General features: G+C 62.1%; 14 protein-coding genes and 1 pseudogene. 7 read left to right on the forward strand and 8 right to left on the reverse strand.

Going from position 1 to position 14672, the window contains the following annotated elements; translation table 11 throughout:
* Window positions 1–302: hypothetical protein (locus ACY693_RS05445; protein ID WP_462320815.1), on the reverse strand; the 302-nt coding region annotated here is incomplete at its 3' end.
* 132 nt (window positions 303–434) lie between these two features.
* On the opposite strand from ACY693_RS05445, the gene ACY693_RS05450 reads away from it, so the two are divergent.
* Window positions 435–836, forward strand: a complete 402-nt coding sequence (locus ACY693_RS05450; RefSeq protein ID WP_462320816.1) for a TM2 domain-containing protein — start codon at window positions 435–437, stop codon at window positions 834–836.
* A gap of 38 nt (window positions 837–874) precedes the next feature.
* Here the strand turns inward: ACY693_RS05450 and ACY693_RS05455 are convergent, their stop codons facing one another.
* The 4 genes from ACY693_RS05455 to ACY693_RS05470 all read right to left on the reverse strand — a co-directional run bounded on the left by ACY693_RS05455 (window position 875) and on the right by ACY693_RS05470 (window position 4684).
* The gene (locus tag ACY693_RS05455) at window positions 875–2104 is read right to left on the reverse strand and encodes an HD-GYP domain-containing protein (protein ID WP_462320817.1); all 1230 of its coding nucleotides are present in this window, start codon (window positions 2102–2104) and stop codon (window positions 875–877) included.
* A gap of 236 nt (window positions 2105–2340) precedes the next feature.
* The gene (locus ACY693_RS05460) at window positions 2341–3411 is read right to left on the reverse strand and encodes a hypothetical protein (protein ID WP_462320818.1); all 1071 of its coding nucleotides are present in this window, start codon (window positions 3409–3411) and stop codon (window positions 2341–2343) included.
* A 152-nt stretch (window positions 3412–3563) separates the two neighbouring features.
* The gene (locus tag ACY693_RS05465; RefSeq protein WP_462320819.1) at window positions 3564–3902 is read right to left on the reverse strand and encodes a hypothetical protein; all 339 of its coding nucleotides are present in this window, start codon (window positions 3900–3902) and stop codon (window positions 3564–3566) included.
* A gap of 200 nt (window positions 3903–4102) precedes the next feature.
* Window positions 4103–4684 carry an NUDIX hydrolase gene (locus tag ACY693_RS05470; protein WP_462320820.1) on the reverse strand — a complete coding sequence of 194 codons (582 nt, stop codon included), beginning with the start codon at window positions 4682–4684 and terminating at the stop codon, window positions 4103–4105.
* Between the two features lie 205 nt (window positions 4685–4889).
* Here ACY693_RS05470 and glgX point away from each other — a divergent pair, with 205 nt between their 5' ends.
* The 3 genes from glgX (at window position 4890) to zwf (ending at window position 9627) form a co-directional block, all read left to right on the forward strand.
* On the forward strand, window positions 4890–6962 hold the full coding sequence (gene glgX, locus ACY693_RS05475; RefSeq protein ID WP_462320821.1) for a glycogen debranching protein GlgX: 2073 nt from the start codon (window positions 4890–4892) through the stop codon (window positions 6960–6962).
* 62 nt (window positions 6963–7024) lie between these two features.
* A complete protein-coding gene (gnd, locus tag ACY693_RS05480) occupies window positions 7025–8041 on the forward strand; it encodes a phosphogluconate dehydrogenase (NAD(+)-dependent, decarboxylating) (protein ID WP_462320822.1) in 1017 nt (338 codons plus the stop codon).
* 14 nt (window positions 8042–8055) lie between these two features.
* Entirely contained in the window at window positions 8056–9627 is a 1572-nt protein-coding gene (gene zwf / locus ACY693_RS05485; RefSeq protein WP_462320823.1) for a glucose-6-phosphate dehydrogenase, read from the forward strand.
* 12 nt (window positions 9628–9639) lie between these two features.
* Here the strand turns inward: zwf and ACY693_RS05490 are convergent, their stop codons facing one another.
* Both ACY693_RS05490 and ACY693_RS05495 read right to left on the reverse strand, forming a co-directional pair.
* Window positions 9640–10176 carry a hypothetical protein gene (locus ACY693_RS05490; protein WP_462320824.1) on the reverse strand — a complete coding sequence of 179 codons (537 nt, stop codon included), beginning with the start codon at window positions 10174–10176 and terminating at the stop codon, window positions 9640–9642.
* A 28-nt stretch (window positions 10177–10204) separates the two neighbouring features.
* Window positions 10205–10693: a YbhB/YbcL family Raf kinase inhibitor-like protein gene (locus ACY693_RS05495; RefSeq protein WP_462320825.1), complete on the reverse strand. Its 489-nt coding sequence runs from the start codon at window positions 10691–10693 to the stop codon at window positions 10205–10207.
* A 188-nt stretch (window positions 10694–10881) separates the two neighbouring features.
* Here ACY693_RS05495 and ACY693_RS05500 point away from each other — a divergent pair, with 188 nt between their 5' ends.
* Window positions 10882–11628: an HAD family hydrolase gene (locus ACY693_RS05500; RefSeq protein ID WP_462320826.1), complete on the forward strand. Its 747-nt coding sequence runs from the start codon at window positions 10882–10884 to the stop codon at window positions 11626–11628.
* 248 nt (window positions 11629–11876) lie between these two features.
* Here the strand turns inward: ACY693_RS05500 and lgt are convergent, their stop codons facing one another.
* Window positions 11877–12710 (reverse strand): prolipoprotein diacylglyceryl transferase, encoded by an 834-nt coding sequence (gene lgt / locus ACY693_RS05505; protein WP_462320827.1) that lies wholly within the window; start codon window positions 12708–12710, stop codon window positions 11877–11879.
* Between the two features lie 162 nt (window positions 12711–12872).
* Here lgt and ACY693_RS05510 point away from each other — a divergent pair, with 162 nt between their 5' ends.
* Together ACY693_RS05510 and ACY693_RS05515 are read left to right on the forward strand one after the other, a co-directional pair.
* On the forward strand, window positions 12873–14321 hold the full coding sequence (locus ACY693_RS05510; protein ID WP_462320828.1) for a TldD/PmbA family protein: 1449 nt from the start codon (window positions 12873–12875) through the stop codon (window positions 14319–14321).
* A pseudogene (locus ACY693_RS05515) lies at window positions 14318–14672 on the forward strand (peptidase); the annotation flags it as partial. The gene ACY693_RS05510 and the pseudogene ACY693_RS05515, both read left to right, overlap by 4 nt.

Consider the following 14672-nt stretch of genomic DNA (forward strand, 5'->3'; position numbering starts at 1 on the left):
ACCACCGGTTCCAGATCCTCGGCCCAGCGTCGTCCGCTGAGCAGCAGCTTGCTGGCATCGAGCTGCCAGGTTCGGCGCACCTCGGTATCGACCAACGTCTCCGGACCGCGGCCGTAGGGTGCCTGCTCGGCCTGCGCAACCAGCTGCTCGGCCTGCGCTGGCAGCAACGGCAGCGCGATTGGGCCAACGCCCTGCACCTGGAGCTGGAACGGATGCATATCCAAGGTGCCGCTGGCATAGAAGTCACCAGGATGCTGGACCTGGGACAGAATGGCTTCGATCTGCTCGGCAAGATGAGGCACGGGACTCCCTCCGATGCTAGGTTGCTTGGGTGGTTCCTAAAGACGCCTCGGCAGGATACTCGATCTGCCCTTCGCTGCGGCTGGGGCTATCGGATACGATGCCTCGACCACGCCGCAGCAACCGGAGGTCTGATGACACAACACCAAGATACCCACTCAGTGCTGATGGGCTACCTGCTCTGGATCTTCGGATTCATGGGTGCCCACAGGTTTTACTACGGTAAGCCGATCACCGGGACGATCTGGTTCTTCACGCTGGGACTGTTGTTCATCGGCTGGATCATCGACCTGATCCTGATTCCAGGCATGAGCCATCAGGCGGACCGGCGCTTTGTTGCTGGCCCGAAGAGCTACAACGTCAGCTGGATTCTGCTGACCTTCCTCGGCCTGCTCGGCATCCATCGGTTCTATCTCGGCAAGTGGCTCACCGGCCTGATCTGGCTGCTCACTGGTGGACTCTTCCTGCTCGGCTACCTCTACGATTATTGGACGTTGAACGAGCAGATCGATGAGGTGAACGGCGACCTGAGATAGCCCAGTCTTCGATGATCGCTGATCCTCTAGCCTTGTAGCTAGCGCAACAGGTACTCCGGGCGAAAGCCCCATTGCGATGGGTCCTCGGCATCGATGATGCGATCCTGTCCGTAGGCCGTTGGGCGCGAGAGGTCGAGGTCTTGCGGCATCAGGCGTCGACGGGTATTGATGTCGTAGACGAGCCGAACCACGGGCTTGAGGAGATGCTCGCGGCCGGTCTCTACGACCACGGCTAGGCGCTCGCTCTCAAGCCGCACCAGGGTGCCAATGGGGTAGATGCCGACACAGCGAATGAACTGCTGCACCAGCGTTCGATCGAATTGCTGCGGACTCCACTGCAAGAGGTTGCGCAGAGCCTCATTGGGCGGCATGGCGTCGTGATAGACACGCTTGGTCGTCAAGGCGTCATAGACATCAATAATGGCTGCCATCTGGCCGAAGCGTGAGATCGACTGGCCCGGCTTGCCCTCTGGATAGCCGCTTCCATCGATGCGCTCATGGTGCTCGATGACAACATCAAGGGCGGTTGCTGAGATGCCAGAGGTCTTCGCCAACAGCTCATGTCCATGGGCCACGTGCCGGCGAATGATCTTGAACTCGTCCTCCGTCAGCCTCCCCGGCTTATTGAGAATGGTATCTGGGATTCGGCTCTTGCCAACATCGTGCAGGAGTGCACCTAAGCCGATCTCCTCGATGGCCGCCCCCTCCAGCCCAAGCGAGCGGGCGAAGGCAATCATCAGGACGCTAACGTTGATAGAGTGCTCGAAGGTGTAGAGATCAACCGAACGGATGCGATTAAGTCCCAGTAGGGCATCCTGATTTCGCACGATCGAGGCGACGGTTTGACTGATCAGCTCACGGGCGGGATTGAGCTCGATCTGCCGGCCGAGACGCACATCGTCCATGATCTGCTCAGTGACGCGGCTCGCTTCACGTAGGATCTTTCGCGCCCGTCCGCGCTCTTCAGCGAGCGTTGTCGCTTGGAACGCTGGCGGTCGCTGCCGTGCAGTGGCATCGAGCGCAGGCTTGAGATCCTTGGCCGCCAGGTCCTTGGTCACCTGAGCGGCACTCGGGGCACTCGGGGCGTCGCGCCCGAGACTGGTGTCAATATCGACCTCTGTGACACCAAGCTCGCGGATGCGGCTGATTTGATCGTTGCCTTCGAGCCAGAAACGATTACGCAAGAAGGGATGGTTGATCCAGTCGCGGTTCAGGCTGTGCACATACATGCCGAGGCGAAGCTGCTCGACTGGAATACGTTTGATCAAGGCGACCCGCTCCCTTTGCCTCAAGCTGCGCGCCGAAGGGGCGCACGGAAGTGAGCACCTTAATCGATCGCGTTATCCGGCGTGATACCGGATCAGCTATTACTGAGTAAGTCTTGGTCTATAGGGCAGTCCGTGCCCGATGTCAACGATAGCGACCGACCATCCCGAATGCGTCTGGGAAAATTGCTGAGGGAGGCGTTGTAACAGCCGGCCTCAGAACAGGACGCTGCAGGGTGTCAGACACTGAGGTCGATCTGCTGCGTGGTGCTGACGGTATCGTCAGTGCGAAGGTAAAGGCCTGTCGAGCGCACCGCGCCGAGGTCTGAGTTTTCCTGCCCTCTGAGCTCAAACGGAGTCGCAACACTGGAGGTGGAGACGGCAGCAACGCCTGCTTCCTCGAGCGTCAAGAGCTGACCGGGACCACCAGCCTCAGGCAGCCAGAGATAGAGCTGGTCGGTGGCGGAGTCAGCGTCATCAATCCAACTATTTCCGTCGTCGTCGATCGCCTTCAGATCAGCGTAGCCATTGCCACTCAGCGCACCGAACAGCTCCGAGCCATCGTTGACCTCGCCGTAATCGTTACGATCATAGACGAGGAAGCCGCTCCCATTGGCCAGCAGCGGCAGCGCCTCGAGCTCACCATCGCCATTCAGGTCGAACTCGAAGCGTTGATCCTGTAGCTGCGCAGAGGCGCCAGGGAAATTGATCACGATGGGGTCTTCGCGTTTGGCTGCTGGCCCCATCTGGATCTCGAGATGGCTTTCTTCCCGATAAGAACGCTGCATGCCCAACTCGACGGCGAACCGAATATTCTTACCGTCCGCGGTGCGGATCACACCCTCAGCGGAAAAATGGGTGGCTTCATGCTCTTCCAGCGTGTGGGTGCGCTCGTAATGGAGGGAAACGCCCGGCTGACCGCGGTGCTCGGCAAAGGACATCGCGTTGGGCTCAGCCGTATTGGATTTCAGCGCTTTACCGGAGTCGCACTGCTCAGGCCGGCAGTCCTTGCTGTCGATCAAGCGTATCCGCTTGCCGGTGAGATACTCCACCAGGGCAATCAGCAACTGGTTGCCCGGATCATTGCGGGCCTCCTCAGCGGCCGACTCGATGGCATCGGCAGTAGCCTGGCCTTTGCCCTCGGCGTTTCCGATCTCGCCGGTGGCCCGCTCAGCGGCGGCGAGGGCTCGCCCTTCGCTCGAGAGCATAACGGCCACAGCACCGGCTTCTCGCCGAGGCCCCGATCGCTCTTGTCCGGCTTCAGTCGGAATGGCTCGAGCACGGCCGTTGATCTCGAGTCGTTCAGTCATGGTCTCTACCCGGCTATAGCGATGGGAGGAAGCCAAGCTCAATTCGCTACTGACGACGTTCATGATGACCTCGGTGCGCTCAAGGCGAGGAAAAACCGACCCTTATTTCTGATTTATCGGTCGCCGGAGCGAAAAGTTTAGCGCCGCTTCCACTACTCGACGGTGCGGGCAATGACCGTGCCGCCGCAGGCCGCGAAGCACTCGCGATAATTCTGATCGCACTCGCTCGTGCTATTGTAGGGGCAGGGCGTGGGGCTGACGCAGTGCTTAGCACCACTCTCTTTGCAGGCGTTGTAGTTCTGCTGCATTGCGTTGTAGTTGTTTTGGCACTGTTGATTGACCATCTGTTTCATCTGCCGGCAGTTGGTTGCCGCATTCTGGCATTGGGTGGCGCAGATCCGACCCTCGCGGGATTCCGGCGGCACGAAATCGTAGACGATCTGAGGGCCGCAGCCCGTAAGCCCTGCAAGGGCGATCCATAGACCTGCCATCAAGACCAACCGGCGACCAATCATTGCCAACCCAGGTTTCCGACAATGCATCATTCCCACTCTCCAACCGAATCAATTGCTACAGTCGCTACAAGCGACGACGCCCACACCTAAGTTGCCTGCGCGAGCGAGGCAACGCGATGGCCGCCGTAGCTTACTCCCTCAGCCGATCCTCGCGCAGCGCAGTTGAAGGACGAGGCTCAGGCCGCGTTGTCTTCAATCAGGACCTCATAGCGGCGCGCTTGGCCCTCGAGACGGCGGATGCTGCCGGTGCGCAGCGGGAAGCGCCCCGTCGCTCGGTCTCGGAAGTACAGCTGCAGGGACTCATGAATCACCGGGAAGGCGATCTCATCCCAGGGGATCTCAGACTCGCTCATCAACTGCGTCTCCAAGCTCTCAGCGCCGGGTCCGTACTCTGGAGCCGGCAAACGCGCCCGGAATAGCATGTAGACCTGATTGATGTGAGGCAGATTGAACAGCGCGTACAGGGCGCCGACCTCAACCTGCGCTTGGGCTTCTTCGAGGGTCTCGCGCGCCGCCCCCTGTTGCACGGTCTCCCCGTTCTCCATGAACCCGGCTGGCAGCGTCCAGAGCCCATAACGAGGCTCGATGGCGCGCTTGCAGAGCAGTAACTGGTCTCCCCACTCCGGGATGCAGCCGACGACGATCTTCGGGTTTTGGTAGTGGATGGTGCCGCACTCGGCGCAGACGTGCCTTGGCATGTTGTCACCCTCGGGCACGGTAAGGGTGACGCCTGACCCACATTGGCTGCAATATCGCATTCGTTACACTCTCGGATTTGCCTTCCAGCATTCTACGCGCTCGTCACGGCCACTTCGGCGTCGCTGTCACCACAGAGTCATATCTTCGTCTGCGTCAACGCATTACCATTGGGATCACAAGCGCTCGGCGCCATACCTCCATGCGCCGGCTCCCGACCAGACTCCCGGCTCAACCAGCCCCCGACCCAGAAGGAAGACCCCGTTCATGGCCGCTACGCCCTATCGCACACAAGCCGGAGACTGGGGACTTTCCGGCGCGACCTTCGCCGACAATGGCGTCAACTTTTGCTGTTTCTCCCGCCATGCCACCAAGGTCGAGCTACTCCTGTTCGAGCGGGAAGACAGTCGCGAGCCGTTCCAGATCATTGAACTGGACCCCAAGGTCAACCACACCTTCTTCTTTTGGCACGTGCTGGTTGAAGACCTACCGGACGGCATCTGCTACGGCTGGCGTATCGACGGCGTCAATGACACGCGCGAGAGCGGCTGCCGCTACGATCCAGACAAGCTGTTGCTCGATCCCTGGTGCACCGCCGTCAGTGACAGGCTCTGGGATCGTGCCGCCGCCAGCCGCCCCGGCTGCAATCTGGCCACGGCGATGCGCTCGGTGCTGATCCGCGACGAGTACGACTGGGAGGGCGATCAGCATCTCCATGTGCCGCTCACCGAAGCCGTCATCTACGAGCTTCACGTCGGCGGCTTCAGCCGGCACCCCTCTGCAGATACCCAGTATCCAGGCACCTTTCGCGCCATCATTGAGAAGATTCCTTACCTCACCGAGCTTGGCATCACTCACATCGAGCTGCTGCCGGTGATGGCCTTCGACCTGCAGGACGTGCCACCGAAGACCGCGCAGATGGGACTGGAGAACTTCTGGGGCTATAGCACGCACAGCTTCTTCGCACCGCATCCGCACTATGCCTGCGACCCGCGCCGGGCGCGCGACGAGTTCCGGGATATGGTCAAGGCGCTGCATCGCGCCGGCATCGGGGTCATTCTCGATGTGGTCTATAACCACACCGCCGAGGGCGGCGTCGATGGCCCGATTATCAGCTTCAAGGGCATGGGCAACGAGATCTTCTACCACCTCGACTTCGATGACCGCAGCCAGTATCGCGACTACACCGGTTGCGGCAACACGGTGAACTGCAACCATCCGCTGGTGACGCGATTCCTGATCGACTCGCTACATTACTGGGCGCATGACATGCACGTCGATGGCTTCCGCTTCGACCTCGCCAGTGCCATGGCTCGCGGTGAAGACGGCAATCCACAGTATCACGCACCGGTGCTCTGGTCGGTGGAGCTCTCGCCCGAGCTCGGTCGCGCCCACATCATTGCCGAGGCCTGGGACGCCGCTGGGCTCTATCAGGTCGGCGACTTCCCGGGCTTCCGCTGGGCCGAATGGAATGGCCACTATCGTGACGTAATACGCGCCTTTGTGCGCGGTGATGGCGGGCTGATCGGCGACGTCGCAACCCGCATCGCGGGCTCGAGCGACCTCTACCAGAGTCGCGGCCGTCGCCCGGCCAACTCGATCAACCTGATCAGCTGCCATGATGGCTTCACGCTCCATGATCTGGTCAGCTACAACGACAAGCACAATGACGCCAATGGCGAGGACAACCGCGATGGCCATGATCACAATCTGAGCTGGAACGGCGGCGTCGAAGGCCCGACCGACGATCAAGACATCTTGGCGCTACGCCAACAACAGGCGCGTAACTTCATGGCCCTGCTGCTGCTCAGCCAGGGTGTGCCCATGCTGCTAGCCGGTGACGAGCTCTTGCGCACCAAGCAGGGCAATAACAACACCTACTGTCAAAACAACGAGCTGTCCTGGATCGATTGGCGCTTAGTCGATGAGAATCGCGCGATGTTCGACTTTACCCGCGCGATGATCGCCTTTCGTCATCGACACGCAACCTTGCGACGCAATCGGTTCCTCACCGGTCAACCTGAGCATGACGGCGGCATCCCGGATATCCGCTGGCATGGGAGCAAGCTCGATAAGCCGCTCTGGGATGATCCAGGCACCCGTGTGCTCGCCTTCACCTTGGCCGGCCTCGAGCCCGATGAGCCGCATCTGCATGTGATGATGAACATGTCGAAGGAGCCAATGACGTTCGCGCTGCCCCCGGTGCCAGGCCGGCGCTGGCACATGGCGATCGATACGGCGCGTGCGCCTTACATCTGGCAGACCCACGATCAGCAGCGCCTCGACCGTGACGAGCTCCATGCGCAGGCCCGCAACGTCATCGTCCTGGAGGCTCGCTGACAGAGCCCCCTTCCTTCATTGATTACCCTCGGCAGCAACCACGACAGAGAGGACATGCCAGCATGCAACTCGGAATGATCGGTCTCGGGCGCATGGGCGCCAACATGGTGCAGCGACTGATGCGCGCAGGCCATGACTGCGTTGTCTATGACACCAATCTCGAAACGGTGGCGGAGCTTGAAAAGGAAGGTGCAACCGGCAGCAAGGACATCGCTGACTTCTGCGCTAAGCTCAGCAAGCCGAGAGCGGCCTGGGTGATGGTGCCGGCCGCTGTGGTGGACAAGGTCATCGATCTCCTCGAGCCACACCTTGAGCCGGGCGACATGATCATCGATGGCGGAAACTCTTACTACAAGGACGATATCCGCCACGCCAAACGGCTCCATGCGAAGGGCATCCAGTTCGTCGACTGCGGCACCAGCGGCGGCGTGTTCGGGCTCGAGCGCGGTTACTGCCTCATGATCGGCGGTGACGATGCCGCCGTCGAGCACCTCGATCCAGTGTTCGCGGCACTCGCACCAGGCGCTGGCGAGATCGAGCGCACCATCGGCCGCAGCGGCGAGCACGATCGCGCCGAGCTCGGCTATCTGCACTGCGGGCCGAACGGCGCAGGGCACTTCGTGAAGATGGTCCACAACGGGATCGAATACGGCCTCATGGCGGCCTACGCCGAGGGATTGAACATCCTCAAGCACGCCGGTGTCGGCCGTGCCGATCATGAGGTCGACGCCGAGACCGCACCGCTGTCCGATCCCGAGTTCTACCAGTACGAGCTGGACCTTCCGCGCATCGCCGAGGTCTGGCGGCGTGGCTCCGTGGTCTCCTCCTGGCTGCTTGATCTCACGGCCAACGCCCTCTACGGCGACCCGGAGCTCAAGACCTTCGGTGGGCGCGTCTCTGATTCCGGCGAGGGCCGTTGGACCAGCATCGCCGCGATCGAGACCGGCGCACCAGCGCCAGTGCTGACCACGGCACTCTATGAGCGGTTCAGCTCCCGTGGCGAGGCCGAGTTCGCCAACCAGCTGCTCTCGGCGATGCGCTTCCAGTTCGGTGGACACCACGAGAAGCCGGAGGCCTGATGGAACCGCAAAGCATGTCCCTGAGCCAAACCGGCTTCAACACCGCGCCGCCGGCCCCGCCCAACGTCATGATCATCTTCGGCGCCGGTGGCGATCTGACCAAGCGCAAGCTGATCCCGTCGCTCTATCACCTCTGGTCCGCTGGCCTGCTGCCAGAGAGCTTTGTCATGCTCGGCCTTGATCGGCTCGACCATGACGACGCAAGCTTTCGGGCCATGATGTCTGAGCACCTGCACGAGACCTCCGGCACCGGGTTTAGTCCGGAGACCTGGAAAGAGCTCGAAGAGCGCATCCACTACATGAAGATCGACATGCTCGCCGGATTGGAGTACGAGCGTCTGTGTGAGAACCTGAGTCGTATCGACGCCGAGCGCGGTACCGAAGGCAATTATCTGTTCTATCTCGCCATTCCGCCGAGCATGTTCGGCAGCGTCACCGACCACCTAGGCGAGGTCGGGCTGTTGCATGAGACCGACGACGACTGGCGCCGGGTGATCATCGAGAAGCCGTTTGGGCGTGATCTCGACTCGGCGATCGCCCTCAACGAGGATCTGCACCGCAATATGGACGAGGAGCAGATCTACCGGATCGACCACTATCTGGGTAAGGAAACGGTCCAGAACATCATGGTCTTCCGTTTCGCCAATAGCTTCATCGAGCCGCTCTGGAATCGAAATCACATCGACCATGTGCAGATCACCGTGGCCGAATCGGTCGGCGTCGAGCACCGCGGCGCCTACTACGAGGAGGCCGGCGCGCTACGTGACATGATGCCGAACCACCTGCTCGTGCTGCTCGGCTTTCTGGCGATGGAACCACCGAACTCGTTCGACGCCAAGGCGATGCGCGATGAGGTGAACAAGGTCCTGGATGCGATCGAGCCGCTGACCCCGGAACAGGTACTGACGAACGCGGTGCGCGGCCAGTATGGCGCTGGCGCCATGCCCGATGGCGTGCAGGTCAAGGCCTACCGCAGCTCCCCCGGGGTCAAGCCCGACTCGCACACCGAGACCTTCGCCGCACTCAAGCTGACCATGGATAACTGGCGCTGGGCCGGGGTGCCCTTCTATCTGCGCACCGGCAAGCGGCTCACTGCGCAGTACACCGAGGTGGCCATCCACTTCAAGAAGGCCCCGACCATCATGTTCCAGGACACCGAGGTCGACGAGCTTGAGGCCGACATGCTGGTCCTGCGCATCCAGCCCAACGAAGGCATCCAGATGAGCTTTGGCGCCAAGGTGCCTGGACCGACGATGAAGATCGGCACCGTCAACATGGACTTCTGCTACGAGGACTATTTCGGCAATAAGCCGGCGACCGGCTACGAGACCCTGATCTACGACTGCATGAAGGGCGACGCGACCCTGTTCAAGCATGCCGATACGGTCGAGAAGGGCTGGGAGATCGTGCAATCAGTGATCGACGTCTGGGCCGCCCTGCCACCGCGGGAGTTCCCGAACTATGCGGCAGGGACCTGGGGACCAGCGGCTGCCGGCGATATGATCAAGCGTGATAAGCGACAGTGGCGGCGGATCGAGACGCCGAAGGCGCATTCACGCAGCGGAGCGAGCGATTGCGGCGGCTAGTAGACGCTGGTTTCAGCCTTGAGCGCTGATCCACATCAGCGCTGGCGGCTCATCGGCAGCCAAGGTCTCTGGTAGCAGCAGCATGCCAGCTTCGGATCGCCAAGCGAGCACCACGCCTGAGCCGACGCCGTCGCGCCGAGGAGGGCCGTGGCGCTTGCGCAGCTCATCAAGCAGCACCTGATGCCAGCGCCCCCGGTAGTCGATGCGGACCGCGTTCAGTCGACCCTCATCCCAGTACAGCTCGGCGCTTCGGGCTGGAACCCCGTTGAACGACCCGATCTCAGCCGCGCAACGGCGGCTACCGAGCGGTCCCGGCTGATCCACGCAGGTGAACTCGATGCGCGAGAACTGTGACAACAGCGTCGTCTCCTCTAACCCCGGGCGCAGGTTTGCAACAGCGAGATTGAATGGTTGATGACCGAGCAGATGCAGCAGAAAGAGATCGCTGCGGCGTTTCCCGTCCTCGGTCAGCACGAGCCAGATGAAGGGTCCAGCGACCACGCACATGGCCAGGATCAGCTTATAGGTCTTCGGTAGCTTCAGGTTCATGGGGGCTTGGCGGCGGAATTCGGTCCTGTCAGTGATGCGCTGGAGCTGAGCGCTGATAGGTGCCGATCAGCGCCGCCTGCTCGATGACATGTCCCCGCATCGCCCGTTCCAGGTCGGCCTTGGTTGGCCGCAAGAGGCCCTTCAGCACCGTATCCAGCGCATAGAGCTTATGGAAATAGCGATGGCAACCGATGGGCGGACAGGGGCCGCCATAGGCGGTTCGACGCCAATCGTTGATGCCCTCGCCGATCACCGTCGCGAGCGCTGCTGGCTCAAAGGCCTCGGGCAGACTTGCGAGCGTCGGCGGCAGATTGTAGAGCACCCAATGCACATAAGTTCGCTGCGGCGCGGCCGGATCAGGCGCGTCGGGGTCATCGACGATCAGGGCGAGGCTCTGAGTGCCCTCGGGTATGCCATCCCATTCCAGCGGCGGCGAGCGGTCCTCACCGTCGCAGCTGTACTTGACCGGGATAGCCCCACCCTCGGCAAATGCGCTGGATCGAATCGTCAACGGCATGTTCACCTCTCGGCGGCTGAAGAAAACGCAAGGGGCAAGCTTGTCAGCCCACGATTGTACAGGCTCCGTGCCCGAGATCCTGTCCGCTCTCCTGCTGCCAATATGCGAGAATCACCCCGCCCGGCGGATGCTCGACGCTCGTCAACACCGCAAGGCCCTCGAGACCATTGCTGAGCCCAGTAAGCGCGATGTTTAGCAACGAACGCCTTGTGATCCTCGATGCCGATGGCACCACGATTGACGCCTTTCGTGCCATCGAGAAGACCTTTGCCCACCTTGGGATGGACATCGGCCCACTCGCGCGCTTTCAGAAGCGCCGCAACCTGTTCAAATACATCGGTGGCTTCAAGGAGATGCCACAGAATCTCAGACGCCAGATCGGCCCCGGACGACGGACCAAGCTGATCGACACCCTGACCGAGGTCTATCGCGAAGAGGCCTGCATGTTCGACGGCATCGAGACCCTAGTGCGCCGTCTCGCCGCCGCTGACGATGTGCGCGTCGGGATCGTCACGCGCAATATCACCAATGAGCCCTTGGTGACCCTCACCACGCTGTTCGATCGCCACGGCATCGAGCCGGATCTGCTCGATTTCCTTGTCCATCTGCCACTGAGCGAGGATAAGCTCGGCTACTTTCGCCAGACCCGCGAGCGCTTCAACATCAACCCCGCCTGTGCCTTCGCCTGCGGCGATGAGGCCAAGGATTTCCGCGCCGCCATCAACTCAGGGATGCACCCGTTTATGGTCTCCTACGGGTTTGAAGACTTTGACCGCTTGCATGGCAAGCACGAGATCCCCGTCGAGGTCATCAGCCGCTCGCCAGACGAGCTGGCCTGGCGGGTCTTGCATGCCCTGCAGCTCGACCCCGAGCCGGCGATACGTCCCGTTGCTGAGACGGAAAAGCTGCAAAGCGAGGCGATCGACGCCGCCTGATTAGCCAAGCTAGCCGAGCGGCGCTTCCAGGAATGACGTCCGCTCAGGCTATTCGCCGATCCGCCAAGCGGCAGCTGGACCAAGCCCTGGGCACGGGCACCTTCACGGTCACAATGACGAGCACGAAACGCAGTTGCGCCGACATTCGGCTCCGGTCTGAACAGCAAGCGAAGAGGCCGTCCACCAACGTCTTCCCGATTTGAGCACCACGGGAGGGCAATCATCGGGAAATAGAGGCTAGACAGCGACTAAGCGTCCCTGCGCTGGCGCCCGTACGCGAGCGCAAGGAGCAGCGCACCGCCAAGAATCATCGGAGCAGTGAGCAACTGGCCCATGGTGAGCCAGTCGAAGGCCAGGTAGCCGATATGGGCATCGGGTAGACGCACGAACTCGACGCTGAAGCGGAACAGGCCATAGAGCAGCAGGAAGAGACCAGAGACGGCCATCATCGGCCGCGGCCGGCTCGAGAACCACCACAGCAGGATAAACAGCACCAGGCCCTCAAGGCCGGCCTCGTAGAGCTGCGAGGCATGCACCGGCGGACTCCATTGGGCATCCAGCGGCAGTCCGACGCAGTATTCAGGAAAACGCTCGCAAGGTAGACGCATGCCCCAGGGCAGGTTGGTCGCGTGTCCCCAGAGCTCGCCGTTGATGAAGTTGCCGATGCGACCCGTGAGCAGACCAAGCGGCACCAGTGGCGCAATGAAGTCGCCGACCGCGAAGAAGCGCATACCCTGCTTGCGCGCGAACAGCCAGATCGCGACGATGACGCCAATCAGGCCGCCGTGGAAGGACATGCCACCTTCCCAGACCTTGAGCAGATTGAGCGGATTGGCCAGGATCTGGTCGAAGCCGTAGAACAGCATGTAGCCAAGACGGCCGCCGGCGATGACACCGATCACGCAGTAGAAGACGACATCGTCAACCAGCTCGGCACTCCAGCCCGAGCCCGGCCGAGACGCACGCCAGCGCCCGAGCAGCCAGGCCCCGGCGAAGCCGATCAGATACATCAGCCCGTACCAATGAACCTTGATCGGCCCAAGGGCGAAGGCGACAGGATCGATGTCAGGATAGGTCAGCATGGGCGCGGATACTACCACGGGCTTACTGCAAGACGGTGACTGTCACCTTTTTTGCTCCCCGACAATCGCCCTGGGTCGGTGATTGAATCGGGCAGAAGCCGATGGCAGTTTTTCAGTAAGGATATCGGCACTCATTGACCGAGGCTCACGACAGGACCCCTAATGTTGGAATCCGATCTACAAGCTGTTGCCGCCCGTTTCATCGCCTCAGCGCCAGCAGTGGATTATTGGACGCTACGCCTGGTCGATGAGACCGGCGAAGGGCTGGCGGTGCGCGACGACATCGCTGAGCCGAGCAGGCTCTGGCGCTCACGCGGCGCGATGATCACCCTAGCCGCTGGCGGCGGCCTTGGCTATGCCGCTACCTCCGATCTGAGCTCGTCTGGCCTCGCGCAGGCAACTCGGCGCGCGCTGGATCTCGCCGCGCTGCATGCGCGGCTCGGCCTGTTCGCTGCGGACCCCTATCCCCGGAGTGCGCTGCGAGCCCGGTACGCACCCAGCGTGCGCGAGCCCTGGACCTCATTGACCCTGGACGCGAAGCTCGGCCTCCTGAGTGACGCCTGCCGCCAGCTCGACCGCGATCCCCGTCTCGTCGAGCGCATGGCGTGGCTCAGTCACCGCCGCAGCGAGCAGCTACTGGTCAGCACCGATGGCGCCGAGATCCAACAGCTGTGGGAAACCGTGCACAGTGGTCTCTCGGCCACCGCGCATGTCGATGGCCAGACCCAGACGCGTCGCGGTGGCGGTGCCGAGATGCCACGCCAAGGCGGACTCGAGCGGCTGGCCGAGGCCGGCTTCAGCAGTGCCGCCGAGCAGGTCGCGGACGAGGCGATTGCGCTCGTGCTCGCACCGGAATGCCCGAGCGGCGAGCGAGACCTGCTGATCATGCCGAGCCAGATGGTGCTGCAGATCCATGAGTCGATCGGTCATCCATTAGAGCTCGACCGCATCCTCGGCGACGAGCGCAACTATGCCGGCCTCAGCTTTGTCACACCCGAGATGTTCGGCACCTATCGTTATGGCTCGACGTTGCTGAACGTAACCTTCGACCCCAGCCAGCCCAACGAGCTGGCCAGCTGCGCCGCGGACGATGAAGGCACGGCGGCCGAACGTCAGTACCTGATCCGCGACGGCATCCTTGAGCGCCCGCTCGGTGGGGCCCTCTCGCAGGCGCGCTCGGGACTGCCGGGCACGGCCAATGCCCGCGCCTGCAGCTGGGAGCGCCCACCCATCGACCGGATGACCAATATCAATCTTGAGCCTGGCACGGACAGCCTGGAGGCCATGATCAGCCGCATCGAGCACGGCATCCTGCTGGAGACCAACCGCTCCTGGTCGATCGACGATAGCCGCAACAAGTTTCAATTCGGCTGCGAGCTGGGCCGGCTGATCGAGGACGGCGAGCTCAAGGGGCTGGTGCGTAACCCCGGCTACCGCGGCGTCTCGGCCAACTTCTGGCGCAGTCTCGATGGCGTCGGTGCACCGGACAGCCTCGAGGTCGGCGGCGTGCGCAACTGTGGCAAAGGGGAGCCGAACCAATCGGTCTATGTCGGCCATGCCTCACCGCCCTGCCTGTTCCGCGGCATCGAGGTGTTTGGAGGTGGGCTATGAGGATGCAGGTGGAGATGAGTGCCGAGCGCTTCTTCGCACTAGCCGAGCAACTCTTCAGCCAGATCCAGGGCGGTGAACAGCTCTTCCTGAGTCTCGACGCCGAGCACTCGGATTTCGTGCGGCTCAATCGAAATCGTGTCCGACAGGCTGGTGCGGTGCAGACGCAGCAGCTTGGGCTGACCCTCATCGATCGCGAGCGCCAGTTGGAGGGCAGCTGCGATCTCAGCGGCGATCCGGGCAGCGATCAGGCACTCGCCCTCGCGCTGCTAGCGCAGTTGCGCGAGCGCATCCCGCACCTGCCGCCCGATCCCTATCTGAATCACTCCGAGACGCCGAGCAGCTCCCATCGTC

This window comes from Halochromatium sp. (assembly GCF_054919635.1).

Excerpts from the sequence above, each read along its gene's own strand:
- lgt (WP_462320827.1), bottom strand. The coding sequence starts at position 12,710 with ATGCTGACCTATCCTGACATCGATCCTGTCGCCTTCGCCCTTGGGCCG.
- gnd (WP_462320822.1), top strand. The coding sequence starts at position 7,025 with ATGCAACTCGGAATGATCGGTCTCGGGCGCATGGGCGCCAACATGGTG.
- ACY693_RS05495 (WP_462320825.1), bottom strand. The coding sequence starts at position 10,693 with ATGCCGTTGACGATTCGATCCAGCGCATTTGCCGAGGGTGGGGCTATC.
- ACY693_RS05500 (WP_462320826.1), top strand. The coding sequence starts at position 10,882 with ATGTTTAGCAACGAACGCCTTGTGATCCTCGATGCCGATGGCACCACG.
- ACY693_RS05450 (WP_462320816.1), top strand. The coding sequence starts at position 435 with ATGACACAACACCAAGATACCCACTCAGTGCTGATGGGCTACCTGCTC.
- ACY693_RS05470 (WP_462320820.1), bottom strand. The coding sequence starts at position 4,684 with ATGCGATATTGCAGCCAATGTGGGTCAGGCGTCACCCTTACCGTGCCC.
- ACY693_RS05460 (WP_462320818.1), bottom strand. The coding sequence starts at position 3,411 with ATGACTGAACGACTCGAGATCAACGGCCGTGCTCGAGCCATTCCGACT.
- ACY693_RS05465 (WP_462320819.1), bottom strand. The coding sequence starts at position 3,902 with ATGGCAGGTCTATGGATCGCCCTTGCAGGGCTTACGGGCTGCGGCCCT.
- glgX (WP_462320821.1), top strand. The coding sequence starts at position 4,890 with ATGGCCGCTACGCCCTATCGCACACAAGCCGGAGACTGGGGACTTTCC.
- ACY693_RS05490 (WP_462320824.1), bottom strand. The coding sequence starts at position 10,176 with ATGAACCTGAAGCTACCGAAGACCTATAAGCTGATCCTGGCCATGTGC.
- ACY693_RS05510 (WP_462320828.1), top strand. The coding sequence starts at position 12,873 with ATGTTGGAATCCGATCTACAAGCTGTTGCCGCCCGTTTCATCGCCTCA.
- zwf (WP_462320823.1), top strand. The coding sequence starts at position 8,056 with ATGTCCCTGAGCCAAACCGGCTTCAACACCGCGCCGCCGGCCCCGCCC.